Source organism: Lacticaseibacillus suibinensis (assembly GCF_003946175.1).
Classification (GTDB): domain Bacteria; phylum Bacillota; class Bacilli; order Lactobacillales; family Lactobacillaceae; genus Lacticaseibacillus; species Lacticaseibacillus suibinensis.
This window is the reverse complement of sequence record NZ_RHOK01000006.1, coordinates 85,569-109,722: the sequence shown is the minus strand read 5'-3', so window position 1 is coordinate 109,722 and position 24,154 is coordinate 85,569. Positions and strand designations below refer to the sequence as shown.

Here is a 24,154-nt window from a genome sequence, read left to right as displayed (position 1 = left end):
GTATAATAAGCGCGCACTGAGGAGGAGAACATGACTCGATATCAACAATTCTTAGCGAACGAAAAGGTGCGCCGCGGCACGGTGCTGCTGAGCCTGGTGCTGATTTTATGGCTGGCTCGCAGTGTGATGAGCACCGTGCTGTTAACCTTCATTTTTGCCTTTTTGGTCACGCGGTTGATCAAGGCGTTGCGCAAACATATTCATGTACCAGCAGTCTTAGTGGTGGCGCCGCTTTATATTCTCATTCTCGCGGCGATGGGCTATGCGGTGATCCACTATGTGCCGGCGGTCGTGGAGCAAACCGTGACCTTGGTCAATTCGGTGACGGATTTTTACAACAGCAAGGCCTTCGCCGATAATCAAGCGATGCAATGGCTGCTGAACGCGCTCAATCAGATGAACTTGAATGAACAGCTCAAAAACTGGCTTGCTACGCTGTTGGCCTATGCTGGCAGCATCGGCGCGATGGGCGTCACCTTGGTGTTGTCGCTCATCTTGAGTTTCTTTTTCTCCATGGAAATCGATGAATTGCAGCGGTTTGGCACCAAGTTCACCCACTCGACCTTCGGCTGGTATTTCAGTGATGTGATGTATTTTGCCGATAAGTTCATCAATTCCTTCGGGGTGGTGATTGAAGCCCAGTTGTTCATCGCTTTGGTCAACACCCTGATCACGACAATCACGCTGATTTTCTTGAAAATGCCTAACATTCCTAGTTTGGCCATCATGGTGTTCTTGCTGTCGCTGGTGCCTGTCGCCGGGGCAATGATCTCGGTGGTGCCGCTGTCGATCATTGCTTACACGGTCAACGGCCTGCAAGGCGTCTTATCCATTGTCGTGATGATTGTGGTGATTCACCTGCTGGAAACCTATGTGCTTAATCCTAAGTTCATGAGCAGTCGCACCAAATTGCCCGTGTTTTTCACCTTTGTGGTGCTGATGGTGGGCGATCGCTTATTTGGCACCTGGGGGCTGATTGTCGGCATTCCCATCTTCACCTTTATCTTGGACATTCTCGGGGTTAAGAAACTGCCACAAGAAAAATTGTCACTACCAAAACAAACGCAATCCAAGCCTAAAGCGTAAGGTCGAATGAGCAAAATAAAATGGACGCTGCTTGATGCAGAGCGTCCATTTTTACTGGCGATGAAAAATTTTATGCAACAGTCCCGCAATCAAGGCAAAACCGCCGCCAATGAGCAGAATATCCATGACGCCATGAATAATCGAAAGCGCGCTGCTTTGATCGACTGCCAATCTCAAGGCCGGGTCGTTGACGTACACGATAAAATACACAATGCTAAGCAGCCAAAAGACGACTACCGCGAGCCAAAATTTACGCATGAGCATTCCTCCTGCTCAAACTATACCAGAAGTTACCCAGTGGCGGCGAAGAAAAGCGAACTCGTTCGGCGAATTGGGAACGAGTCGGCCATCACGGGACTGGCATGCTTCGTGGAGCGCCTCGCAGTTAACAAGCGGCCGCCCTTCACAGCGTGTTTTTGCGCGAAAGTTTCTGAAAACTATGCTATAATTTACCGTTGTAAAGTCAGCTTGCTGGCAAAAATAAAAAGCGAGGTAATCTCTAGATGGCAAAATTAGTGCTTATCCGTCACGGCCAAAGTGAATGGAACCTGTCTAACCAGTTCACCGGTTGGGTCGATGTTGACCTTTCCGAAAAGGGGACTGAAGAAGCGAAGGAAGCGGGCCGCCGCATCAAGGCTGCTGGGCTTGAATTCGACCAGGCTTACACCTCTGTTTTGACCCGTGCGATCAAGACTTTGCACTACGCATTGGAAGAATCCGACCAACTCTGGATTCCAGAAACCAAGACTTGGCGCTTGAACGAACGTCACTATGGCGCTCTGCAGGGCCAAAACAAGGCTGAAGCAGCCAAAAAGTGGGGCGATGAACAGGTTCACATCTGGCGTCGTTCCTACGACGTGTTGCCACCACTGTTGAGTGCTGACGACGAAGGTTCAGCTGCTCAGGATCGTCGTTACGCTAACCTCGACCCTCGCATTGTTCCTGGTGGTGAAAACTTGAAGGTCACCTTGGAACGGGTTATTCCTTTCTGGGAAGATCACATTGCGCCAGATCTGTTGGCTGGCAAGAACGTTATCGTGGCTGCCCATGGTAACTCCTTGCGCGCTTTGACCAAGTACATCGAAAACATTTCTGATGAAGACATCATCAACTTGGAAATGGCTACTGGCGAACCAGTGGTTTACACCTTCAACGACAAGTTGGAAGTGCAAGACAAGACCAAGCTGAGCAAGTAAGCTCATGCCCAACTGCAAATGCAGTTGGGTTTTTGATTCTACGCCGCCGATGACATGGCATGAAGCCTCAACTGAGTGAAAAAGCAAAGAGGGTCCTCGCATTTGCGAGGGCCCTCTTTCTAATCGCTAGCCTTCAGTATAAGGCCTATCGTTATCGTCATGTTTGGACTCGAACATGGCATCAGGCTGAATCCGGTCGTCTAAGCCGTTGTTGGCATGATGCGGCAGTGGTTTGGAAGGTAGCAGGCACAGCAGCATCACCGAGATGTTGAAGCCCCATTCGACATACCCGCCAATTTTAGTCTGCGCTGGGAAAATGATCAGTAGCACCCAGAACACCAGCACTTGAATGAGGTAGACCCACCAAGGCAAACCGGCATCCCGATAGCGACGAATGACCAGCGCCAAGGCCGGAAGCACTAGGATGAGTAAAATCACAATCATCAGGAGCCCGCCAAGGATAAAGGCAGGACCGGCGTGCCCGAGGGCAGCCAGCATGTCTTTTTGGGTGTAGGATGCCGCTGTGGCCATGGTGCCGAGTAAGGCCGCAAAAATCGCGAAGAACGCAACGACACCAGCTAACACTCCGAACAATTGAATCCACCAATACTCACTGCGCGATGAGCGGCCGCGAAAATGCGCAAAATTTCCGAAAAACGCCTTGAGTGCTGTGAAGCCGGTGGCCCGGTAATAGCGGTTGTCGGTTGCTTCTTGTTCATCTGCTTGTGATTTTAATGCCATGTTGCCCAACTCCTTGCCCTATTATTGCCTTTATTAAACCATATCAGCCAAATAAATGCGAAGAACATTCCTGATTTTCGCGGGTAAAACCTATGCTATACTAGGAAGCGAGACGATCAATTCATCTGATCGATAAGGAGTTTCTATGATTAATTTATTTTTAGTGCGGCGGGCATTACCGCCCCCGTGGCAGCGCATTTGAAGGCGTCGCATTCGCAAATAAAGGAGATTAATTCATGGTACAAGCAGTTGATTTACGTGCAGGGATGACTTTTGTTAAGGACGGCAAGCTGATCAAGGTGATTGAAAGTAATCACCACAAGCCAGGCAAGGGCAATACCTTGATGCAACTGAAACTTTACGATATTCGCAGCGGGTCCACGGTTCAAACGACCTACCGGCCAAGCGAAAAAATTGAGCTGGCGGTGATGGAAGATAAGCCGGCCCAATATCTCTACACCCAAGATGACATGGCTTACTTCATGGACATGGCCACCTATGAACAATACGAATTGCCAGTGGCCAGCATCGAAAGCGAAATGAAATATTTGCTGGAGAACATGGAAGTCAGCATCGAATTCTACGGCAGTGAAGTGATTGGGGTGACCCTGCCGACCACCGTTGAGCTGACCGTGACTGAAACCCAGCCTTCAATCAAAGGCGGTTCGGTGACTAACGGCGGCAAGCCAGCCACCATGGAAACTGGCGTAGTCGTTAACGTGCCAGACTTCATTCAGGCCGGCGAAAAGCTAGTCATCAACACCCAAATGGGCACTTACGTCAAGCGGGCGTAATGAGAGGACGTCAGGCGAGTCAGCGCCTGGCGTTTTTTATTTTCGCTAAGCGCGGAAAAAGTGGGTTCGCTGGTTTATGAGATTCTTTCAAAAAACTCTAATAGAACTATTATGACTTAGCCGTGAATACCCCGTATACTAAAGACAGATTGCGAAAGTGAGGAGTTCGGGGATGAGACAGCAACGTTATCAGCATCGGCAGGCGCGAGGATGGCTTTGGGGCGCTGTGCTGGCCCTGCTGGTCATCGCCGCCATTGTTGGTTGGCGGTATCAAACCAAAGAAGCGCCGGTTAAGCACGCGCAGGCGGAAACTAAGGCGCACCTCACGCAGGTGCTGGCCCATGCCCATGGCACCCAAACCAAGGAAAAAGTTGCCTGTGGTCAGGCTATTTTTGTGCTACCTAAAGGGCATCAGGTGCCAGCATCACTGCGGGCAACCGTCAAAAGCAAATTGGCGGCGATGCCGAAGCACGCCAGCGATAAGGCAGTGGTGGCGACGGTGGCATTGACTGCCGCACCTTTAGGTCTCACCACAATGGACACAAGTCTGGAACAGCTGTACACCCAGGGCACCAAAATGCACCGCACGGTCACGCAAGAGGCCCCACACACGCTCGACGCCGCCGGCAAGCGGGCAACAGTGGCGGCTTTGGTGACGACCGATGAAGCACGCCGGGCCATCAACTACGCTGCCAAGCAGGCCTTAGCAAGCGGAAAGAAGCTCTCGGCGCCGGCATTAGCCGCCGTGTTGAGCCGACCACTGTTAAGCAAGCTGACTGCCACGAATTTCGTGATCAGTGATCATGACCTGACAATTCAAGATGCCGCTGGCAAGACCGAAGTGACCTTGCCGCTGACTGCAGTCAAGCCTTATCTCAAAGACAGTCAAGCCCAGCCCGCCGCTGGCAAGGTGATTGCGTTGACCTTTGATGATGGGCCAGATCCGCGCACCACGCCACAAGTCCTGCAGATTTTGCGACAGCACCAAGCGAAAGCGACCTTTTTCATGGTCGGCACTGGTATCGCCCATGATCCGCAGCTGGCCCGGCAAGTGGCGGATGAGGGCAACGAGGTCGGCACCCATACTTACAACCATCCTTATTTGCCAGGCCTTTCGCCAGCCGCGGCGCTGGATGAAACTTATGGCAAAAATATTGCGACCTACTATGCCGCCTTTGATCGCCTGCCGCCGTTTTTGCGGCCGCCATACGGGGCAATTTCCAAGGCCAATGCGGCGCAAATCGAGCTGCCAGCCATTCAGTGGAACATTGACTCGCAAGACTGGAAGTCGCGCAACCGAGAGATGATTATTGCCCGCATCAAAGCGGCGGCGCGCTCCGGTAGCATTATTTTGATGCATGACATTCAGCCTGCCACTGTGGCGGCGTTGCCAACGGTGATTAGCGATCTGAAGCAGCAAGGTTACCAGTTCAAAACGGTGAGCGAGCTGCTTGGACAGCAGCTTTTGCCGAGCCATCAGTACTTCAGTCTGGGCGATCAACGCCTGATTTAATGACATCAAAACGCGGCCTGTCGGAGGTTTCCGGCAGGCCGCGTTTACTTTCAGGTCGGTATATCGGCGAGACTGTGTACGCTTTGGGCGAGCTTTTCGAGAATGTATAAGGCTGGTAGCTGGGTTGTAATTTCGGTTTCCTTTTCGGGATCGCGGAAGTTTTTCTGCACCGTTTCCCGTGTAATCTGATACGGAATGTTCACATTGGCCAGCTGGGCAATGGTGGAACGGTCTGCGCTGCAGATCGAGATGATAGTGGCGTGTGCCGCTTTAAGATGTTCCATGTATTCGATGACCTCTTTGGTTTCACCGCTGACTGAGGTAACGATGAAGACCGTTTGTTTCAAAAAAATACTTGAGAACATTGAAGAGGGGTAATTCGACGGATCGGAAATTTTGAGTGCTGGGATGGATAAATTGGAGAAGTACAAGGCGCCATACCCGCCGATTGCTTCCGAGGTGCCTGCGCCTAGAAAGAGCACCAGGTCCTTGCCTTTCAGCAGTTCAACCGCCGAGGCGAGCCGGTCCTTGAAGGCCTCGTTTTGGGTTGACTTCAAAAACGCGATGTATTCTTGAACATGCGATTCTTTGGGGGCGTAATGCGAAGTATTGGCCAGGTACAACTTGAGCCGCACCTTGAATTCGCCGTAGCCTTCGCATTCGAACTTATGGCAAAAGCGCAAAATGGAAGCGGTACTGGAATGCGTTTTTTTGGCCAAAGTGCGGATGGGCAAGTAGGGGACCAAGGCCATGTTCTCATTGATATAGTTGAAAATCTGTAAGTCCAAGTCGTTGAGCTTGGGTGTATGGGTCAAAAATAGCATCGTTGCCTCCACAATGTAACGCTATGTGTCCAGTTGGTGACAAAAAACGACTCACCGTAACAAGTAACGGAACCCGGTGAAACGCTTTCACCTCATATGAAATTATTATAAGGTTATAGTGTTCTAAGGTCAATTGAAGGAGGACATGGCTGTTTTGACTAAATTACAGTTTCCAAAAGACTTCTGGTGGGGCGCCGCAACCAGTGCGACGCAATCAGAGGGGACAGTGCCAGGTGATGGCAAAGGAGAGAACATTTGGGATTACGCCTCGACGCATTATCGTAATCGCTTCTTTAATGGGGTAACCACAGCGCAAACATCGCGGTTTTACGTTGACCACGAGGCTGATGTTGAGCGGATGGCTGCCATCGGGATGAACTCGCTGCGCACCTCGATTTCCTGGTCGCGCTTAATCCCCGATGCCAGCGGTCAGGTCAATCCGGAAGCGGTGCGGTTTTACCGGGCGGTCTTCAGCCAGATGAAAGCAGTTGGCATCAGCCCCTTCGTCAACCTCTTCCACTTTGATCTGCCGATGTATCTGCAAAATGAAGGAGGGTGGGAAAACAAAGCCACTATCACTGCCTACGCTCATTACGCGGCGGTGTGTTTCGAACAGTTCGGAGACTTGGTCGATCATTGGTTCACCTTTAATGAACCGATGATCCCTGCAGAAGCCGGTTATCTGCATGACCGACATTATCCTTTTGTTGTCGACTTCAAGCGGGCAGCCCAAGTCTTGCATAATATTATCGTGGCCCATTGCCAAGGCGTTGCCGCTTTCCGGCGGACGCGATTAACGTCAACGATCGGCATTATCATGGATGTCATTCCGGTTTATCCGCGCAGTCAAAATCCAGCAGATCTGAAAGCTGCCGAGATGGCAGATCTGTTTTACACGCGGAGCTTGAATGACGCGATTTTGAAGGGCCATTATCCTGAAGCGTTGGTCGCAGTGTTGCAAAAGTACGACCAGATGCCTGGGGAGGTCACAGCTGACGAATTGGCTCTGATTGCCGATACGAAGATTGATCTGCTTGGGATTAATTACTACCGGCCGCGGCGCGTGAAAGCCCGTGAATCTGAGCCGAACCGCGAGGGTGTCTTTTCCCCAGAATGGTTCTTTGATCCGTACGACATGCCAGGACGGCGGATGAATACTTCGCGCGGGATTGAAATCTACCCGGAAGCGCTGTATGACATCGCCAAAAAGCTGGACCGTGATTACCCTGATGTGCCATGGTTCGTCTCGGAAAACGGGATTGGTATTCAGGATGAGGAACAGTTCATCAAGGACGGTATGGTTCAAGATGACTATCGGATTGAGTTTTTGAAGGAACATCTTTATTACTTACACAAAGCGATTCAAGAAGGCAGCCACTGCTTAGGCTATCACATGTGGACCTTCGTGGATTGCTGGTCGTGGATGAATGCATATAAGAATCGTTATGGGTTTTACCGGCTGGATCTAGCAACTGGTGAGAAGACGGTTAAGAAGTCGGGCCTGTGGTTTAAACAGGTTGTGGCGACAAATGCAATCGACTACGATGTCAAAGAATAGGAGGAGTCATTGTGTCACATTATTTTGACGCGCTGTCGGTCCGCTTACTCCCCATTGCGAATAAGATTGGGGATCAGCGCCACCTGCAAGCCATTCGTAACGGGTTAATCTCGATTTTACCGCTGACGATTGTCGGCTCGTTCTTTACGATTTTGCTGAATTTGCCCATCAACGGCTACTCGGATTTTATAGCACCTTACGTGGCCATCCTAGATGTGCCATTCCGCTTCACAGTCGGTTTGATGGCACTTTATGCTAGCTTCACTATTGGTTCGTACCTGTCAGATTCCTATAAGCTCGATAAAACCACTGGCGGGATCTTATCAATGTTGGGCACTTTGCTGATGGTGATGCCGGTTCAAATTGCCAAAGGTGTGACCACCGCCGGCAAAGCGGTGGCGGCCGATCGTTACATTCCGTTGACCCCACTAGGCTCCCAAGGGCTGTTCGGTGCTATTCTGGCCGCTTTGATTGCGGTAGAAATCTATCGCTTCTGTAAGGTTCATAAGCTTGAGATCAAGATGCCAGATGGCGTGCCGCCGGTTGTTGGTGAATCCTTTGCTGCATTGCTGCCGACATTGCTGGTCGTTCTTATCTTCTGGATTCCGCGGCATTTCCTGGGGATCAATATCAACGAACTGTTGTCGATTTTGATTTCACCACTAAAGGGCTTCTTGACTGGGAATAACCTGCTCGGCGGAATTGTGACCCAATTCTTCATTTGCTTGTTCTGGACCATGGGGATTCACGGCCACGCAGTTATGGGCCCAATTATTCGTCCGTTCTGGGACCAAGCCATTATCGAAAACGCCGAATTGTTCCAAAACGGGATGAGCGCGTTCAAGTTGCCTAACATCTTCACAGAACAGTTCTTCCAGTGGTACGCCCAAATGGGTGGGACCGGCGCTACGCTCGCATTGGTGGTCTTGTTCCTGTTCTCGAAGTCCAAGTATCTAAAACAACTCGGTCGGCTGTCCATTTTGCCAGGGATCTTTAACATCAACGAACCGGTGATTTTTGGGGCACCAATCGTCATGAACCCATTACTGGCAATTCCATTTATCATTGTGCCTATTGTAAATACCATCATCATTTACGTTGTCACGATTTTAGGCTTTATGCCACGCATGATGGTGAAACCGCCATTTTCCATTCCGGCACCACTAGGGGCTTTGATTACTACCAACTGGAACTGGTTTGCCTGCCTGATGGTATTTGTCTGCTTCTTCGTTTCCCTGATTATCTACTACCCGTTCTTTAAGGCCTTTGAAAAGACACAAATCGCTCAAGAAAAAGGGGAGTCAGTATCGGATCTGATCAAATCAGAGCAGTCTGCCTCATAGCCTGACCTAGCACCAGCCTGAGAAGATGCCTCCGGGTGTCTTCTTTTTTACGCCACGGGCATGGTTAGGACAAACCGAGACGATATAACCGTCGTAAGCGGGAATGGTTTACCCGCACACCGAGGCTGGATGATGCTGCGTGGGTGCAAGTGGGCGAGCCAAAGGACAGCGGTCGGTCTTCTAAAGGAAGCCGCTTGCCTGACAGTGCGTACCGGCAGGCAAGCGGCATCAAAGCATAGCGAAATGGTGCTAGAGTGCAACAAAAAACCTGCACCGCAAGCGGCACAGGTCAGAATGATCTAGGTTAGAAGTAATCCCACAGCATAGGCACCAAGTCAGGTTGGGTGAGCTGGTTCAGCGCGTTGGCCTGTTTAGCGCTTAAGTCTAGTTGCATCAGGTCTTCCGCTCGCCGGTAACCCAGTAAAATTTGAGTCAGCTCGCGGATATCGATGATGAGTTCTGCAGCGTCATCAGTAGGCTGGCAGGCGATGGTCCCATTTTGCGCTGTTAACCGCCAAGTGCGGTTATTAGCTGGCAAGAAGTCGTCAGTGACCGTCACTGTCAGGCTAATGTGCCGATCGGTTGGCACATGGTAGAACTTGAAGAACATTGGTAAATCGACAATGCGCGCCATCATGTAGGCTTCGTTGGTGGCCGTCATGGATTTCTTCACATGCGGATCTGAGAAAGCATCAATGCGCGGCCGTGGGTCACCAGAGATGTAATCGAAGGCAGCATAGGTACCTTTATGGCGAGCGATGAAATTGAGCAACTGCCAGTACGCGGTTTTGCTGGCCCAGAAGAATTCTTGGATGCTGAGTTGCTGGTTGCCATCGCGACTGTAGATTACGTAGCCCTCCAGCTTGCCTGCCACCAGACAGGTCGCCACTTCCCAAGTGGCGTGTTTTAAGGTCAGATAGCCTTGCCACCAGGCGCTGCGAATTGTGCCGCCGCCTCGGTTAAAGAGATGGGCCTCGTGGAAGGCGGCGATTTCGGCGCCAGCTTGGGCAAAGGAATGCCGTTTGATGCTGACGTCGGCGGTTTTAGCGAAAGCGGGGATGGGCAGTTTGCCCACATCACGAGTTTGAACGTGGTAGTGGACGCGGTCAAAAACCTGCTCGAATCCAAACCGGCGGTAAAAAGGGAATGAGAAGGGGGCGAGGTAAGCCAGCGGGACCTGATCGGTTTGACAATCTTCGAAGAACCGGTGCATCAGTTTGGTGATATTGCCATGACCAGAATCTTCGGGATAACTGGAGACATAGCTGATACCGCGCATCGGGATGCGGTCATGATGGAACTGTGTCTCAAAGGGAATGGCGAGAAAGCCTGAACTCAATTCGCCATCCTCAATGGCCCCGTAAGCGAGGCTATGACGGTAAAGCTGGCCGAAAAAGGCCTGTCGCTGCGGCGTATCTTGGCGGTTAAACGCATATAGCGTCAGATGGTAAAAACGAGCTTCGTCCTTGATTGGGTCCAGTTTAACGTCAACACCCAAAAAATCAGGTCCTTTCTATTTGCCGGTTATGCTTCGGCGTCAGCCTTGGCTTCAATGGTGAGTTGTTCGCGTTCGAAAATCTTGAAGAATGGATAGTAGATTGCAATGGCGATCAAGATGTTGACCACGTTCAAGATGGCGGCCGGGATACTCCAATTGGTACTCATCAAGGCGCCAATCGGGCCGATCATGGTAAATGGTAGCTTCGCCATCATCATCGGAACTAAGCCGGTAATCGTGGCAATGTAAGAAACAATCGTCAAAACGATTGGTGAGAGAATGAACGGAATGACCAAGATTAGGTTCATCACGATTGGAGTCCCAAAGACCAGTGGTTCAGAGATGTTGAACAGCCCAGGCACAATGGTCATTTTACCCATTTGCTTGGCAAACTTCGAGCGCGAAGTGAGGAAAAGAATGGCCAGGGCAATCGTGGTCCCAGAGCCCCCGATTTGAACAAACCACTGCAGAAACTGTTCGGTAAAGATATTTGGCAAAGCGTGGGCGTTACCAGTCTTGGCAAAAACATCCATGTTTTCCAAAATCGCGGCGTCCCACATTGGTCGGATAATTGGACCCAAGACGTTTTCGCCGTGGATCCCGAAACTCCAGAACAATTGAATCAGGAAGACGGTCAGCAAACCGCCGAACAGGCTGTTCCCCACCATGAAGTGCTTCAGTGGTGATACCAGCAAGGTGATGAAACTGTTCATATCAAACTTCAAGCCGTAACGCAGGCCCCAGAACAGCATCATGATCACAAACGCTGGAATTAACGCTTCAAAGGACTTCAGTACAGCCGGTGGGACCGTGGCTGGTAGCTTAATGGTAATCTTGTGCTCAACGAAGAAGTGATAAATTTCCACTGACACCACGGCGGCGACGATTGCGCCGAATAAACTAGTGGAACTGATGTCAGCGATGGACAGGTAATTACCAGCGGAGATGACGTTCTTCACGTCTTCGGTGACCCGCACTGGGGTCACCACTGAAATGAGGTAACCCACCACGGCAAGCAGCCCTGAGCTCAGGGGGTCGAGTTTGTATGAGCTACCTAAGTAATGCGCCACGGAAAAGGCCGCATATAGGCCCATAATCCCAACGGTAAACCGGAACGGAATATCAAGAATTGGGCGGAAGCCGGCAATCATCTGGTCGTAACCGTCGATTGGCAGATTCAGAAAAATGACAAAAATGGAGCCCACGATGGTCAGTGGCATGATTGAAATCAAGCCGTTACGAATCGCGAGCAAATGACGCTGGTTACCGATTTTGTCGGCGACCGGCATGAAATACTTCTCAAGGAAGTCCATCAGTTTCTTCATGATCATTGCTCCTTTGCAAAAATAGTTGAATGAGTTCTGTGCACAAGGGGAGTGTAACATTATAACGTTATAGTGTAAACGTATACTTTCCAAAAATCGTATGGTACACTGGCGGTATATTATCTGAGAAAGCTAGGTTTGAGCGGATGAAAAGAACCGGTATCTTATATAAGGACATTGCTGAGGACATCAAGAAAAAGATCTTTAAGGATCAGTATGCCCTTAATCACGCGATTCCTACCGAAAACGAATTAATGGCCGAATACAACGTCAGCAAGATCACCGTCCGCAATGCGGTGGAAATCCTGTCGAAGGAAGGCTACCTCAAAAAGCAAAGCGGTAAGGGGACGTTTGTCATTAGCAATCGCCCGTTTAACCGCCTCTCCAAGGCGGATTCTTTCTCCACGATTTTGGAAGCTGAAGGGCGGCAGATGGAGAAAAAAGTGCTCAGTATTGCCTCCTGCCGCTACACTGAGGTACCTGAAGTGTTTGGCGGTGACACGCATCAAGACATCACGAAAATTGAGCGCCTTTACTTATTAGACGGCGAACCGTTTATCTTCTTCGTTCACTACTTGCGCATTCCGATTGAGCAGATTTCGGCGGGGTCTTTGGAGGAACATTCGCTTTATCAAGCGCTCAAGCTGGCGAATATCACTGTTAAGCGGTTCGAGGATACCTTTGCCACCCGCAAGATTGATGATAACGTCACCAAGATGCTTAAGCTACCGTTCCCATACGCGATGCGCCGCTTGCGGCTGGGATATGATCAATTTGATGAAGTGGTGGAGTACTCGTTAGCAACGTATAACACCAGCGTACGGCCGTATCAAATCGATTATGAGGTCTAATGAAAGCCCGCCCGAAAACAAATCGCTAAAGGGTTTACATTGAAAGATTATAATGTTATGATTGCACCGCAATGAAAGGGATGAAGACATGATAATTGCATTGGTCATTGTGTTTATGATTAGCGCGGTCGTGGTGGAACGAGAATGGTTGCCTGCTTTTGTCATCAACCTGTCAGGGTTCAAAACGATTTTGCTTAGTGTCGGCGTCATCGCGCTGAGCATTCTGGTGACCTGGCCCTGGGCCATCAAGTACTTCGTGGTACCAGCGGTGACGGTCTTTATGTCGCTGGTGATGCTACACAAGTTCAGCCGCATCAAGAGTCTTCATCCGGAAGGGAGCAAGAAACGTTGATTCCAAGACGCTTAGGCATTTCCATTTATCCCGATCACAGTGATGAGGCTCAAAACGAGCGTTACCTCCACCAGGCCGCAGCCAATGGCTTTTCTCGACTTTTTATGAGCATGCTGGAGATTACTGAGGACAAAGACCGGGTGGTGGCGAAATATCGCCGGCTGATTCAACTCGCGAAAAGCTTAGATTACGAGGTCATCTTAGATGTGGCGCCGAATATCTTCGCGCAGTTAAGTATTTCTTACGATGATCTCAGTTTCTTCGCGGATCTCGGCGCAGACGGCATTCGTCTCGATCAGGGCTTCGATGGTCAAAAAGAAGCCTTAATGACCTATAACCCCCAGCACCTGATCATTGAACTCAACATGAGCAATGACGTCGCCTACCTGGACAATATCTTGAGTTACCAGGCGAATAAGCCTTTCCTGTATGGCTGCCACAACTTTTACCCGCAAGAAGGCACCGGCTTGCCAGAGGATTTCTTCATGTCATGCACCAACCGGTTTAAGCGCAACAACCTGCGCACCGCCGCCTTTATCAGCTCGCAAGTTGCCACCATTGGACCATGGTCAGTGAACGACGGCCTGCCGACCTTGGAGGCGCATCGCCACTTGCCGATTACGGTCCAGGCGAAGCACCTGTTTGCCACCGGTGTGATCGATGATGTGATTATCGGTAACGCCTATGCCAGCGATGAAGAACTCGCGGCATTAGGCGCCTTGGATCGCTATCAGCTCACCTTTAACCTGGAGTTGTTGCCAACGAGCAATCCCGTTGAACGCACAATTGCTTTTGGTTGTCAGCACGTTCGCCGTGGTGATATTACTGAGAGGGTGGTGCGCTCAACTGAGGTGCGCAAGCAGTTTGCGGCTAAGGCCAATGCCCCGCATGACAATACGCAGCGGTTTGAGCGTGGTGATGTGGTGGTTGGCAACGATGATTTTGGTAAATATAAAAATGAATTGCAAGTGGTGCTTGAACCACACACAGATTCCCGCAAAAATCTGATTGGTCATATCAGTCAAGCTGAGCTGCCTTTGTTAGACTTCGTGGGGCCGTGGACAAAATTCAAGTTTGAGGAGCGTAAGTAGCATGACAGACATCTACATCAAAAATGGTCGCACTGCGGCCGGTGAACCAATCGAAGTCGGGATTACCGCAGGGAAGATTTCCGCGGTTGGCCCTCAGTTAAACCTAGAAGCCGCTAAAACGATTGACTTGCATGGCGAGAGCTATGTGTCAGCAGGCTGGATCGATGATCACACCCACTGCTATCAAAAGTTGACGCTGTACTACGATGATCCAGATTTGGACGGCGTGCCGACTGGGGTGACGACCGTGATCGACGCGGGTTCAACTGGCGCCGACAACATTGGCGACTTTTATGACATCACCCGCAACAAGAAAACCAACGTCTACGCGATGATCAACGTGTCCAAAACGGGGATCTTGGCTCAGGATGAACTGGGCGATATGAGCCGCATTCAGGACGACTTGGTGCTGGAGGCTTTGAAGAAATACCCAGACTTCATCGTCGGGCTGAAGGTTCGGGAGAGCCACTCGGTGGTCATTGATAATGATGTTAAACCGTTGATTGCCGGCAAACGCATTCAGCACGAAATGGGCGACATGCCGCTGATGGTGCATGTGGGCGCCAATCCGCCTGAACTCAAAGATGTGCTGGCCTTGCTGCAAAAAGGCGATATTTTGACCCATGCCTACAACGGCAAACCCAACGGCATCATCGACCAAGATGGCAAGATTGAAGACTTCGTGTGGGATGCCTACCACCGCGGCGTGATTTTTGATGTGGGTCATGGTACTGATAGTTTTAACTTCCACACCATGGAACTGGCGCATGCGGCGGGGCTGGATCCGTATTCCCTGAGCAGTGATATTTACCACACCAACCGCGAAAATGGCCCCGTCATTGATTTAGCCACCTGCATCGAGAAAATGCTGCTGCTTGGCTATGATTTGCCGAGTCTGATTGACATGGTGACCAAAGCGCCGGCCAAGAACTTCCATCTCGAGCAAAAAGGGGCACTGGCAGTGGGTAAAGATGCCGACGTCACGATTTTCCAAGTCCGCAAAGGGCACAAGACTTTGACGGATTCAAATCACAACACCCGCGACACGGATACGCTGGTGGTACCAACCACTACGATTGTCGCCGGCCAGGTTTACGAATTGGAGGACTAATCATGAGTGAAGATGTTTATGCCCAATATGGGTTGAAACAAGTGATCAACGCCAGTGGGAAAATGACCATCCTCGGCGTTTCGAAAGTGTCTCAGCAGGTGCTGGCTGCCCAGCAATTTGGCGGCACGCACTTCTTCGAAATGAAGGACCTCACCGAGAAAACTGGTGCTCATATTGCGAAGTTGCTAGGCGCAGAAGGGGCGATCATCGTCAATTCCGCCTCGGCCGGGTTAGCCTTGGCCGTGGCCGCCTTGATTGGCCGCGGCAGTCAGTATCACGCCTATCACTACAACGACCCCCGCTTTACCAAGCGGGAAGTGATCATGCCGAAGGGTCACAATGTCGACTATGGTGCCCCAGAAGAAGTCATGATTGGCCTGGGCGGCGGGCAGTTGGTCGAAGCCGGTTACGCCAACATGTGCACGCCGGAACACATTGAAATGATGATCACCGACCAAACCGTGGCAGTGCTGTATGTGAAGTCCCATCACACCGTGCAAAAGAGCATGCTGACCGTGGAAGAAGCCCTTAAGGTAGCCCACGCTCACAATTTGCCGCTGATTTTGGATGCGGCGGCGGAAGAAGACTTGATCAAATACGTCAAAATGGGCGTTGATTTGGTGGTCTTCAGTGGCGCCAAAGCCCTGGAAGGCCCAGCGTCTGGCCTGGTCTTTGGTAAGAAACAATACATCGACTGGATTGAACTGCAAAGCACCGGGATTGGCCGGGCGATGAAAATCGGCAAGGATAACATTTTAGGGTTAACCGCCGCCATCGAACAGTATCTGACGAATGGCCCTGAAGCTGGCGACCACATGAAAGCGCGGCTGGTCCCATTTTTGACCGCGTTGAATGAAGTACCAGGGCTGGCGGCAAAGCAGCAGCAAGACGGTGCTGGCCGCGAAATCTATCGCGCCAGCGTCACTGTCAAGTCTGACGCCCCGCTGACCGCCAAGCAAGTCACGGCAGCGTTGAAAGCCGGTAATCCGGCGATTTACACCCGTGAATATCGGGCCAATGAGGGGATTATCGAATTCGATATTCGCGCAGTTGATCAGGATGAAATGGACCAAATTGTGGCCCGGTTGAAGACCATCATGGAGGCAAAATAATGACTGACTTGAAACCAAACTACTACCAAGGCCGCGTGGCGTTAAACGTCTTGGCCAACTCGGTTGATAATGCGAAAGCGTGCTATGACGCCGCCGAAGGGCATGTGGTGCTAGGCGTTTTGACCAAGAATTACCCGACCGATGAAGCCGCCATCGCCGACATGAAGTTGTATCAAGCAGCGATTAACAATGCGGTTTCGGTCGGGCTTGGGGCCGGGGATCCCAACCAAAGCCAAATGGTCAGCCGCGTCAGCGCCGCGATTGCGCCGCAGCATGTCAATCAGGTCTTCACTGGGGTGGGGACTAGCCGGGCGCTACTGGGTCAGCATGACACAGTGATCAATGGCCTCGTGTCACCAACAGGCCATGTCGGCACCGTCAACATCGCCACTGGGCCGTTAAGCAGTCAGGCCCCAGCGGCAGAAGTGCCGATTGAAACCGCCATTGCCTTGCTGAAAGACATGGGCGGCACCTCAATTAAGTACTTCCCGATGAAGGGTCTGGCCCACGAAGCAGAATTCCGTGCGGTGGCGAAGGCTTGCGCAGAGCACGACTTCGACTTGGAACCGACTGGCGGCATCGACTTGGCCAACTTTGAGGAAATTCTGCAGATTGCTTTGGACGCCGGCGTGAAGCGCGTGATTCCGCATGTTTACTCCTCCATCATTGACAAGGCCACCGGCGACACCAAGCCTGAAGACGTGGCAGCACTGCTGGCTATCGTCAAGCGGCTCGTCGACTAGGAGGCCTGATCATGACCATCGCAGCGTTTGGTGAAGTGATGCTGCGGCTGACGGTGCCTGACCACTTGCTTTTGGAACAAACCGATCAGCTGCAAATGAGTTTTACCGGCACCGGTGTGAATATTCTCGCCAGTTTGGCGCATTTTGGGCAGGACACGCGGCTGATTTCGGCAGTGCCAGCGAACCGGTTGGGCGACACAGCGCAAGGCGCGCTGCGCCGCATCGGGGTCGGTGACCGGTTTGTCCAGCAACGTGGCGATCATCTCGGCAGTTTCTTTGTTGAGCTCGGCTATGGCAACCGGCCGGAAAGTGTCACCTATCAAAATCGGCTGGCGAGCGCTTTTGGCACCAGCACCGTGGCAGATTATCCCGTGACGGCGGCGCTAAAGGACGTCGATGTGCTGCATATTTGCGGCATTTCCTTGAGCCTGACTGAAGGCACCCGCGAGGCGGCGTTTGCTTTTGCTGAAGCTGCGGCCAAGCAAAAGACGACGGTATGCTTCGACTTCAACTACCGGGTGGTGCTGAATCAGCACAATACACATGACCAAATGCGCCAGTATTATCAGCGGATGCTGAACTCCAGTCAGGTGGTGTTTGGCAGTCGGCGTGATTTAACCGACCTCATGGGTTATCCGCGGGATACGACGGATGAACCGTTATTTAAGCAGTTCTTGGCTGATTATGATCTGTGCATATTTGCTGGCACCAAGCGGTTGCAAAAAGACGGCCGCGACTTCATCCAAGGCTTCGTCTGCGATGAAGCGGGCTTGCATTGGTCTGAGCCGCAGGAGCTGATGATTTTGGATCGGATTGGCGGCGGGGATGCCTATGCCGCGGGGATCATTTATGGCCTGACGCAACACTGGAGCGTGGAGCGCAGTTTGACCTTTGCCGTGGCCAACACGGCCTTGGCGCATGCTCAAATTGGCGACAGCCCCTTGGCCACCTTGGCGCAAGTCAATGCCTTTATTGCCAGCAGCGGCGCCACCGGGGGCTTGATACGGTAATCTCGGCAGCAATCTACTCAAAGGCGATCACGGCGAGCGACGTGGTCGTTTTTTTGCGGCTCGTTTGCCGCAGTAGGTTTGGTATAATCGTCACGGAGGCAAGACAATGACTGAATTTTATCTGGTGCGGCACGGCGAAACTGAAATCAACCAGCGCGGCGAAATCAATGGCGGGTTACTGGACTCGCCATTAACCGCGAAAGGCCGTGCTGGGGCTAAAACAGTGGGGCGCGCTTTGGCGCAGCAGCGTTTTGTCCAAGTGTTAAGTTCGCCGCTGCCGCGGGCGATGACCACGGCGCAAATGATAGTAGCAGCTAATGCTGACCCGTATACGCCGCTGCAGGCGGCCAATGGCTTGTGGGAAATGCGCCTCGGAGCTTGGGATGGCAAACGGCCAGACCAAATTGAGGATGGCTTAGGCCGGGAGATCTACTTTCATCGCCCGCTGGAGTTTGACGCCGATTATGCGCCAGTGATTGGCGCCGAGCGCTATGCTGAAGTGGAACGGCGGGTCGTGCCCGTCATCACCACCGCGGCGGCCGCGCACCCCAGCGGCAAAATTCTGGTGGTGGCCCATGGCCTGGTTTTTCAAGTGTTGGTCAATGCGCTGCTGGGGCGCCCGCTGGCATTGCTACGGTCGTTGCCCATCTTACAAAACACGACAGTGACCAAGCTCAACACTAGCGACGGCAAGCATTTTGAGCTGATTTATCGCGACCGCCCGCCACTGATTGAAAAATAATTTTACGATAAGCCTTGACACCATTTTCTAATTATCGTAAGGTCTACACATGCCAGTTGAACTGGCGCGAAGGAGTGTTGATCATGACAGAACTTAATCCAACACAACTTAATCGCTCGTATTATTACGGCTATTACGGATAGCGGCTTGCGCTTCTAGGGTGCAAACCGCGCAGCAGGTTTGCATCCATGATAGGCGTCGTATTTTGATGACATTAACCGCCACATGGATGAGAAGACTCTTCCATGTGGCTTTTTCTTTCCGGAAAGAAGATGGCCGGCCGTGTGGGAGATTCCTCGCGGCCGGCTGTTTTTGCCTTCGCTACACGAATAATTTCTGGGAGGAAATCAAAATGAAAATCAAGCATATGTTAATGGGTGTTGCCGCATTGAGTCTGACGTTGAGCTTAGCCGCTTGTGGCAGCAAAAGTAGTAACAAGCAAACCGTCAAGGTCGGGATCTTGCAGTTGATCGATCAAAGCGCCTTGAATGCCGCCAACAAAGGGTTTAAAGAGGAGTTGGCCAAGGAAGGCTACAAAGGCGATAAGATCAAATTTGATAGTCTGAATGCCCAAGGTGACCAGGGTAATCTGAGCTCCATGTCGGCGCGGCTGAAAAGCGATAAAAACGACCTGAACCTGGCCATTGCGACGCCAGCCGCTCAGGCCTTGGCCAAAGCGGATAACCAGACCCCGATGGTGTTCACCGCCATCACTGATCCAAAATCCGCCGGCTTGACCTCATCCACCAAGGCGCCTGATAAGAACGCCACCGGGGTGACCGACATGGTGGATGTCAAAGGCCAAATCGACTTCGCCCACCAACTCTTCCCGAAAGCGAAAACCATTGGCCTGTTGTACAACGCCGCTGAAGAAAATTCGGTGATCCAGATCAAAATCGCCAAGCAAGAAATCGCGAAGTTGGGGCTAAAAGCCGTGGTTAAAACCGCTGCCACCACCAACGATGTCCAGCAAGCGGCCGAAACCTTGGCTAGCCAGGCGGATGTGATTTACATCCCAACCGACAACACGGCCGCGGCCGCGATGCCAACCATCGGCAAAGTTTCTGAAGCGAAAAAGGTGCCTGTGATCACCGCCGACGCCACTATGGTGAAACCCGCAGCCGTCGCCACAGTCGGCATCAACTACGAAGATTTGGGCAAGCAAACGGCCAAACTGGCCGTGAAGATTTTGAAAGGCAAAAAAGTGTCTGATCTGGCGATTGAAGCGCCGGCCAAGTCCACTTTGGTTACCGATGCCAAGCGCATGAAGCTGTTCGGCCTGACCCAAGCGCAAGTCGAAAAGGCCGCCAAAGCCGTCGAATAAGGCTTGGCACCAGGTTTTCCCGCCGGCAAGCAGTGAAATAAGCGAATTGTCCTTGACGCCTAGTTGAATGAGCGGTATTCTCATTTACATACCAAAGGTTAATCTTTGGGGTAAAGGACGTGTTGAACATGAACCGAGTAATGACAACACAGCTTAATCACACATTTTTCGCCGGCTTTTTCGGATAGCGGTTTGCATCATGGATGCAAACCGCAGGGTTTGTATCCATGATGGCCGGCACATCTTAACGTGCAATTAACCGCCACATGGATCGTAGCAATCATCCATGTGGCTTTTTCTTTTTCCCGGGAAAAAAGGGCCAGTCACTTGGATGATTTCCAAATGGCTGGCCCTTTTCTATTCTGGGCTGGCCGCGGTCCCAGCCGAAGGTCGACGTCCAGGGGGAAAACAACATGAAAATGAAACACACATTGATCGGCCTTGCCGCCGTTCTCGCACTGGCCTTAGCGGGCTGCTCAAGTAAAACCAATGCGCAGGAGACCAAAACCGTCAAGGTCGGCATCTTGCAGCTGATCAACCAAACCGCGCTGGATGATGCGCGGAAAGGCTTTGAACAAGAGCTCGCCAAGGAAGGCTATACTGGCGATAAAATCAAAATCGATTACGTCAATGCCCAAGGCGATCAATCCAATTTGCAAAGCATGAGCCAGCGCCTGAAGCAGGACAAAAACGATGTTAATTTAGCCATCGCCACCCCTGCTGCGCAGGCCTTAGCTAAGGCGGATAAGGAAACGCCAATGGTCTTCACCGCCGTCACCGATCCCAAAGCGGCAGGCCTGGTCACTAACGCCAGCCAGCCGGACCAAAATGCCACCGGTGTTACCGATATGGTGGACATTAAGGCCCAAATGAAATACTTACTCAAGCTCTTCCCTAAGACCAAAACCGTGGGCCTGCTCTATAACGCCGCCGAACAAAACTCGGTGGTGCAAATTAAGTCCGCCACCAAGGTCGCCAAGCAATTGGGCCTGAAAGTCGCCACCACCACGGTTGCTTCGACCAATGATGTGCAGGCTGCCACCGAAACGTTGGCTGGCAAATGTGACGCGATGTACTTGGTCACCGACAATACCGTGGCCGCAGCGATGCCAACCGTCGCCAAGTTGTCACTGAAGAAGCATGTCCCGGCCGTTTGCGCCGCTTCGACAATGGTGGAGGACGGCGGGGTCGCCACCCGTGGCATCAGCTACAAAGAACTGGGCCGTCAAACGGCCAAACTCGCCATCAAGATTTTGAAAGGCAAAAAAGTCAAAAATCTGCCAGTTGAAGCCCCAGCCAAGACCATGGTCATCAAGAACGAAAAAATGATGAAGGCCTTCAACCTGACCGACGCAGACGTGAAATAGTTCTCATTCTTAGCACTTAGTTAATGGAGGTTAACATGGACATCCTGGTATCGAATATCTCAGTCGGCTTTTTATGGGCCATCATGGCAATCGGGGTTTATCTAACGTTCCGGATTCTCGACATTGCTGATATGACCGCTGAAGGCAGCTTTCCCTTAGGCGCTGCCATCACCGCGCATCAGCTGGTTTCAGGCACCGGCCCGATTTTAGCCACCTTGCTCGGGTTTTGCGGCGGCGCAGCGGCGGGCTTTGTTTCCGGCGTGCTGCACACCAAGCTGAAAATTCCGGATCTTTTAACCGGGATTTTGACCATGACCGGTTTGTACTCGGTGAACTTGTTCATCATGAAGGCCGCGAATGTGTCTCTGCTTTCCGATATCAAAACGGTGTTCACGATGGCCACCATCGGCGATAGCACCGTCACCACGATTGTCATCGGGGTGGTGATTTTAGCCATTGTCATCGGCCTGCTGGTGTTCTTCTTCAACACCGAAATGGGTTTGGCGGCACGCGCCGTGGGGGACAACCAAGCGATGGCCGCCGCTAACGGGGTCAACAATGACAACATGAAGATCATTGTCTACATGCTATCCAACGGCTTGATTGCCTTGTCTGGGAGTTTAATGGCTCAAACTAACGGCTTCGCGGATGTCTCAATGGGCATTGGCACCTTGGTCATTGCCTTGTCAGCGATTATCATCGCCGAAATCCTGATTCGCAATGTCAGCTTTGGCAAACGCCTGGTGATGATCATTGTCGGCGCGATTATCTACCGCCTGATTATCGCCGGCGTCTTGCAGCTCGGCGTGGATCCGAATTACTTACGCCTCTTCTATGCACTGATGCTAGTGGTATTCTTGGCCTTACCGCTGGCGCAAAAGGAAATCAAGCAAAGTCGCGCACGGCGCGCCAATAAACGGGAGATGAATAACTGATGACAGAGCCAGCTTTAGAAATCCATCGTTTGAATCAGTATTTTGAACAAGGCACGCCCAACGAGAATCACGCTTTGAAGAACATCGAGTTGACCTTGCAACCAGGCGAATTCGTCACCATTATCGGTGGGAACGGGGCCGGCAAGTCGACCTTGCTCAACAGCGTGGCTGGCTCCTTGCCCATCAGCCAGGGCCAAGTGAAAATTGCCGGGCAAGACGTCACGTATCAAAGCGTGGCTAAGCGTGCCCAGCTGATTTCACGGGTCTTCCAAGATCCGCGCTCCGGCACCGCACCGCTGCTCACCGTGAAGGAAAACATGGCGCTGGCGCTCAAGCGCGGCACCTGGCGCAACTTCTGGCGCCGCGGCGTGAAGCACGACGATTTAGCTTTGATGAAGGAAAAACTTGCCAGCCTGAACTTAGGTTTGGAAGATCGCCTCGATGCCGAAATTGGCTTGCTCTCAGGCGGCCAGCGCCAAGCGATTACCTTGCTAATGGCGACGCTGAATTTGCCGGAGCTGCTGCTGCTCGATGAGCACACCGCGGCGCTGGATCCGCAGACATCGGCGACGGTCATGGCGCTGACCCAGCAAATCGTCTCCGCGCAACACATCACCACCTTGATGATTACGCACAACATGCAGGATGCCTTGAAGTACGGCACTCGATTGATCATGCTCGACCATGGCCGCATCGTCGTCGATTTGCCGGCTGAAAAGAAGCACGGTTTGACCATTCCCGACCTGCTTGACTTGTTCAAAGCCCAAAGCGGCAACGAACTCAGCGATGACGCCGTTTTGCTTGGTTAGTGCCACCAATCCCTACTCAATTGAGTGGGGATTTTTTGGTTGGCGGCCGCGGGTCCGGCTGAGGCGGCGCCGGGGCGTGGCAGTCCAGCTGCGGGGGACGGCCGGAGCCGAAAAGCGGTCTCCAGCCTCAACGGCGAGCCAGCATCGCTGCCGCTCAACGCTGTCTCGCCGTTGCCCCCAAGCAGCACAGGAGCAGCCTGCAAAGGGCGCAGTCTCCTCGTGTGCTGCTTGTTTCGCGGCTGGACCACCACGCCCCTCTGCCACCTCTGCCGGACCCGCTAGATAACAGGCCATACCGAGTCAACATTTGCTCCTTTAAGGACGCTAATGGATGTGCGATAAACCCTTTTGATAGACTGGGAATTCTTCAAGATGATAGGGTGAAAGTGGTCAGGGGACGACCTTGTCGCCTTGACTGTGATCGAGCGGGTTGCGGTGGCGGGGGTGGAGCTTGGGGCGTGAGGCTAGCCGTGAATCGATAACGACTAGTCAAACTGCGGGCTTTGCAGGTTGACCAGTCGTTATCGCGGCAGTTTTGAAGACGCATTGGAGCGTGAGCGACTGCGGCTTCAAAACTAGGTTGGAGACCGTACTGTGGCTCCAACCGGCCGCACAGCAAGCCTCGCGCCCCAAGCGTAGCCTCCTCCGCCGCAACCCGCGGCCTTTGAAAACTACGATCGCCAAAGTAAAAAAATTAGCACTCTACTTGCACGAGTGCTAAAACGGTGGTATTATATATTATGTAAACAAGAGCCGGACGAACGGTGCGGTCGAATAGAGAAGCAAACACCGCCGCGTTGGCGGTGTTTTTGCGCCTTGTTTACTGAGA

23 protein-coding genes are annotated in these 24,154 nt (G+C 52.0%); 18 read left to right on the top strand and 5 right to left on the bottom strand.

Features of this window, described 5'->3' with window-relative positions; genetic code table 11:
• The first annotated feature begins 30 nt into the window (after positions 1-30).
• Entirely contained in the window at positions 31-1,086 is a 1,056-nt protein-coding gene (locus EKM90_RS04560) for an AI-2E family transporter (RefSeq protein WP_125580120.1), read from the top strand.
• 51 nt (positions 1,087-1,137) lie between these two features.
• On the opposite strand, the gene EKM90_RS04555 is transcribed toward EKM90_RS04560, so the two are convergent.
• Positions 1,138-1,344: a hypothetical protein gene (locus EKM90_RS04555; protein ID WP_125580118.1), complete on the bottom strand. Its 207-nt coding sequence runs from the start codon at positions 1,342-1,344 to the stop codon at positions 1,138-1,140.
• A 245-nt stretch (positions 1,345-1,589) separates the two neighbouring features.
• Between EKM90_RS04555 and EKM90_RS04550 the strand changes: the two genes are divergently transcribed.
• Complete coding sequence (locus EKM90_RS04550; protein WP_125580116.1) at positions 1,590-2,282, top strand: 2,3-diphosphoglycerate-dependent phosphoglycerate mutase; 693 nt, start codon at positions 1,590-1,592, stop codon at positions 2,280-2,282.
• A 126-nt stretch (positions 2,283-2,408) separates the two neighbouring features.
• Here the strand turns inward: EKM90_RS04550 and EKM90_RS04545 are convergent, their stop codons facing one another.
• On the bottom strand, positions 2,409-3,023 hold the full coding sequence (locus EKM90_RS04545; protein ID WP_125580114.1) for a DUF805 domain-containing protein: 615 nt from the start codon (positions 3,021-3,023) through the stop codon (positions 2,409-2,411).
• Positions 3,024-3,259: 236 nt separating this feature from the next.
• Here EKM90_RS04545 and efp point away from each other — a divergent pair, with 236 nt between their 5' ends.
• Positions 3,260-3,817 (top strand): elongation factor P, encoded by a 558-nt coding sequence (efp, locus tag EKM90_RS04540; RefSeq protein ID WP_125580112.1) that lies wholly within the window; start codon positions 3,260-3,262, stop codon positions 3,815-3,817.
• 172 nt (positions 3,818-3,989) lie between these two features.
• On the top strand, positions 3,990-5,330 hold the full coding sequence (locus EKM90_RS04535; RefSeq protein ID WP_225422721.1) for a polysaccharide deacetylase family protein: 1,341 nt from the start codon (positions 3,990-3,992) through the stop codon (positions 5,328-5,330).
• 50 nt (positions 5,331-5,380) lie between these two features.
• Here the strand turns inward: EKM90_RS04535 and EKM90_RS04530 are convergent, their stop codons facing one another.
• Positions 5,381-6,154, bottom strand: a complete 774-nt coding sequence (locus EKM90_RS04530) for a MurR/RpiR family transcriptional regulator (RefSeq protein WP_125580110.1) — start codon at positions 6,152-6,154, stop codon at positions 5,381-5,383.
• Between the two features lie 145 nt (positions 6,155-6,299).
• On the opposite strand from EKM90_RS04530, the gene EKM90_RS04525 reads away from it, so the two are divergent.
• Both EKM90_RS04525 and EKM90_RS04520 read left to right on the top strand, forming a co-directional pair.
• The gene (locus EKM90_RS04525) at positions 6,300-7,712 is read left to right on the top strand and encodes a glycoside hydrolase family 1 protein (RefSeq protein WP_164507850.1); all 1,413 of its coding nucleotides are present in this window, start codon (positions 6,300-6,302) and stop codon (positions 7,710-7,712) included.
• An 11-nt stretch (positions 7,713-7,723) separates the two neighbouring features.
• The gene (locus tag EKM90_RS04520) at positions 7,724-9,055 is read left to right on the top strand and encodes a PTS sugar transporter subunit IIC (protein ID WP_125580106.1); all 1,332 of its coding nucleotides are present in this window, start codon (positions 7,724-7,726) and stop codon (positions 9,053-9,055) included.
• A 304-nt stretch (positions 9,056-9,359) separates the two neighbouring features.
• On the opposite strand, the gene EKM90_RS04515 is transcribed toward EKM90_RS04520, so the two are convergent.
• Both EKM90_RS04515 and EKM90_RS04510 read right to left on the bottom strand, forming a co-directional pair.
• Positions 9,360-10,553: a GNAT family N-acetyltransferase gene (locus tag EKM90_RS04515; RefSeq protein WP_125580104.1), complete on the bottom strand. Its 1,194-nt coding sequence runs from the start codon at positions 10,551-10,553 to the stop codon at positions 9,360-9,362.
• A gap of 26 nt (positions 10,554-10,579) precedes the next feature.
• Positions 10,580-11,878, bottom strand: coding sequence for a PTS sugar transporter subunit IIC (locus tag EKM90_RS04510; RefSeq protein ID WP_125580102.1), 1,299 nt, complete (start codon positions 11,876-11,878; stop codon positions 10,580-10,582).
• A gap of 146 nt (positions 11,879-12,024) precedes the next feature.
• On the opposite strand from EKM90_RS04510, the gene EKM90_RS04505 reads away from it, so the two are divergent.
• From EKM90_RS04505 to EKM90_RS04450, 12 genes are all read left to right on the top strand, one after another.
• Positions 12,025-12,729, top strand: a complete 705-nt coding sequence (locus tag EKM90_RS04505) for a GntR family transcriptional regulator (RefSeq protein WP_125580100.1) — start codon at positions 12,025-12,027, stop codon at positions 12,727-12,729.
• Between the two features lie 88 nt (positions 12,730-12,817).
• The gene (locus EKM90_RS04500) at positions 12,818-13,081 is read left to right on the top strand and encodes a hypothetical protein (RefSeq protein WP_125580098.1); all 264 of its coding nucleotides are present in this window, start codon (positions 12,818-12,820) and stop codon (positions 13,079-13,081) included.
• Positions 13,081-14,172 carry a DUF871 domain-containing protein gene (locus tag EKM90_RS04495; RefSeq protein ID WP_125580189.1) on the top strand — a complete coding sequence of 364 codons (1,092 nt, stop codon included), beginning with the start codon at positions 13,081-13,083 and terminating at the stop codon, positions 14,170-14,172. Before EKM90_RS04500 ends, EKM90_RS04495 begins: the two co-directional genes overlap by 1 nt.
• A 1-nt stretch (position 14,173) precedes the next feature.
• Positions 14,174-15,283: an amidohydrolase/deacetylase family metallohydrolase gene (locus tag EKM90_RS04490; RefSeq protein ID WP_125580096.1), complete on the top strand. Its 1,110-nt coding sequence runs from the start codon at positions 14,174-14,176 to the stop codon at positions 15,281-15,283.
• A 2-nt stretch (positions 15,284-15,285) separates the two neighbouring features.
• A complete protein-coding gene (locus EKM90_RS04485) occupies positions 15,286-16,395 on the top strand; it encodes a DgaE family pyridoxal phosphate-dependent ammonia lyase (RefSeq protein ID WP_125580094.1) in 1,110 nt (369 codons plus the stop codon).
• Positions 16,395-17,138: a 2-dehydro-3-deoxy-phosphogluconate aldolase gene (dagF, locus tag EKM90_RS04480; RefSeq protein ID WP_125580092.1), complete on the top strand. Its 744-nt coding sequence runs from the start codon at positions 16,395-16,397 to the stop codon at positions 17,136-17,138. Before EKM90_RS04485 ends, dagF begins: the two co-directional genes overlap by 1 nt.
• Before the next feature lie 11 nt (positions 17,139-17,149).
• The gene (locus tag EKM90_RS04475; protein ID WP_125580090.1) at positions 17,150-18,148 is read left to right on the top strand and encodes a sugar kinase; all 999 of its coding nucleotides are present in this window, start codon (positions 17,150-17,152) and stop codon (positions 18,146-18,148) included.
• A gap of 106 nt (positions 18,149-18,254) precedes the next feature.
• Positions 18,255-18,890, top strand: coding sequence for a histidine phosphatase family protein (locus EKM90_RS04470; protein ID WP_125580088.1), 636 nt, complete (start codon positions 18,255-18,257; stop codon positions 18,888-18,890).
• Positions 18,891-19,242: 352 nt separating this feature from the next.
• Positions 19,243-20,214, top strand: coding sequence for an ABC transporter substrate-binding protein (locus EKM90_RS04465; RefSeq protein ID WP_125580086.1), 972 nt, complete (start codon positions 19,243-19,245; stop codon positions 20,212-20,214).
• Between the two features lie 413 nt (positions 20,215-20,627).
• Positions 20,628-21,581 carry an ABC transporter substrate-binding protein gene (locus EKM90_RS04460; RefSeq protein WP_125580084.1) on the top strand — a complete coding sequence of 318 codons (954 nt, stop codon included), beginning with the start codon at positions 20,628-20,630 and terminating at the stop codon, positions 21,579-21,581.
• Between the two features lie 35 nt (positions 21,582-21,616).
• Positions 21,617-22,516 carry an ABC transporter permease gene (locus tag EKM90_RS04455; RefSeq protein ID WP_125580082.1) on the top strand — a complete coding sequence of 300 codons (900 nt, stop codon included), beginning with the start codon at positions 21,617-21,619 and terminating at the stop codon, positions 22,514-22,516.
• On the top strand, positions 22,516-23,325 hold the full coding sequence (locus EKM90_RS04450) for an ABC transporter ATP-binding protein (RefSeq protein ID WP_125580080.1): 810 nt from the start codon (positions 22,516-22,518) through the stop codon (positions 23,323-23,325). The genes EKM90_RS04455 and EKM90_RS04450 overlap by 1 nt, the downstream gene beginning before the upstream one ends.
• The last annotated feature ends 829 nt before the right edge of the window (positions 23,326-24,154 follow it).

What these genes read in the sequence shown, in the direction of transcription:
- EKM90_RS04475 (WP_125580090.1), top strand. Translation starts at nt 17,150, where the DNA reads ATGACCATCGCAGCGTTTGGTGAAGTGATGCTGCGGCTGACGGTGCCT.
- EKM90_RS04490 (WP_125580096.1), top strand. Translation starts at nt 14,174, where the DNA reads ATGACAGACATCTACATCAAAAATGGTCGCACTGCGGCCGGTGAACCA.
- EKM90_RS04455 (WP_125580082.1), top strand. Translation starts at nt 21,617, where the DNA reads ATGGACATCCTGGTATCGAATATCTCAGTCGGCTTTTTATGGGCCATC.
- EKM90_RS04470 (WP_125580088.1), top strand. Translation starts at nt 18,255, where the DNA reads ATGACTGAATTTTATCTGGTGCGGCACGGCGAAACTGAAATCAACCAG.
- EKM90_RS04535 (WP_225422721.1), top strand. Translation starts at nt 3,990, where the DNA reads ATGAGACAGCAACGTTATCAGCATCGGCAGGCGCGAGGATGGCTTTGG.
- EKM90_RS04460 (WP_125580084.1), top strand. Translation starts at nt 20,628, where the DNA reads ATGAAAATGAAACACACATTGATCGGCCTTGCCGCCGTTCTCGCACTG.
- dagF (WP_125580092.1), top strand. Translation starts at nt 16,395, where the DNA reads ATGACTGACTTGAAACCAAACTACTACCAAGGCCGCGTGGCGTTAAAC.
- EKM90_RS04550 (WP_125580116.1), top strand. Translation starts at nt 1,590, where the DNA reads ATGGCAAAATTAGTGCTTATCCGTCACGGCCAAAGTGAATGGAACCTG.
- EKM90_RS04510 (WP_125580102.1), bottom strand. Translation starts at nt 11,878, where the DNA reads ATGAAGAAACTGATGGACTTCCTTGAGAAGTATTTCATGCCGGTCGCC.
- EKM90_RS04465 (WP_125580086.1), top strand. Translation starts at nt 19,243, where the DNA reads ATGAAAATCAAGCATATGTTAATGGGTGTTGCCGCATTGAGTCTGACG.
- EKM90_RS04545 (WP_125580114.1), bottom strand. Translation starts at nt 3,023, where the DNA reads ATGGCATTAAAATCACAAGCAGATGAACAAGAAGCAACCGACAACCGC.
- EKM90_RS04530 (WP_125580110.1), bottom strand. Translation starts at nt 6,154, where the DNA reads ATGCTATTTTTGACCCATACACCCAAGCTCAACGACTTGGACTTACAG.
- EKM90_RS04500 (WP_125580098.1), top strand. Translation starts at nt 12,818, where the DNA reads ATGATAATTGCATTGGTCATTGTGTTTATGATTAGCGCGGTCGTGGTG.
- efp (WP_125580112.1), top strand. Translation starts at nt 3,260, where the DNA reads ATGGTACAAGCAGTTGATTTACGTGCAGGGATGACTTTTGTTAAGGAC.
- EKM90_RS04485 (WP_125580094.1), top strand. Translation starts at nt 15,286, where the DNA reads ATGAGTGAAGATGTTTATGCCCAATATGGGTTGAAACAAGTGATCAAC.
- EKM90_RS04505 (WP_125580100.1), top strand. Translation starts at nt 12,025, where the DNA reads ATGAAAAGAACCGGTATCTTATATAAGGACATTGCTGAGGACATCAAG.
- EKM90_RS04450 (WP_125580080.1), top strand. Translation starts at nt 22,516, where the DNA reads ATGACAGAGCCAGCTTTAGAAATCCATCGTTTGAATCAGTATTTTGAA.
- EKM90_RS04525 (WP_164507850.1), top strand. Translation starts at nt 6,300, where the DNA reads ATGGCTGTTTTGACTAAATTACAGTTTCCAAAAGACTTCTGGTGGGGC.
- EKM90_RS04560 (WP_125580120.1), top strand. Translation starts at nt 31, where the DNA reads ATGACTCGATATCAACAATTCTTAGCGAACGAAAAGGTGCGCCGCGGC.
- EKM90_RS04555 (WP_125580118.1), bottom strand. Translation starts at nt 1,344, where the DNA reads ATGCGTAAATTTTGGCTCGCGGTAGTCGTCTTTTGGCTGCTTAGCATT.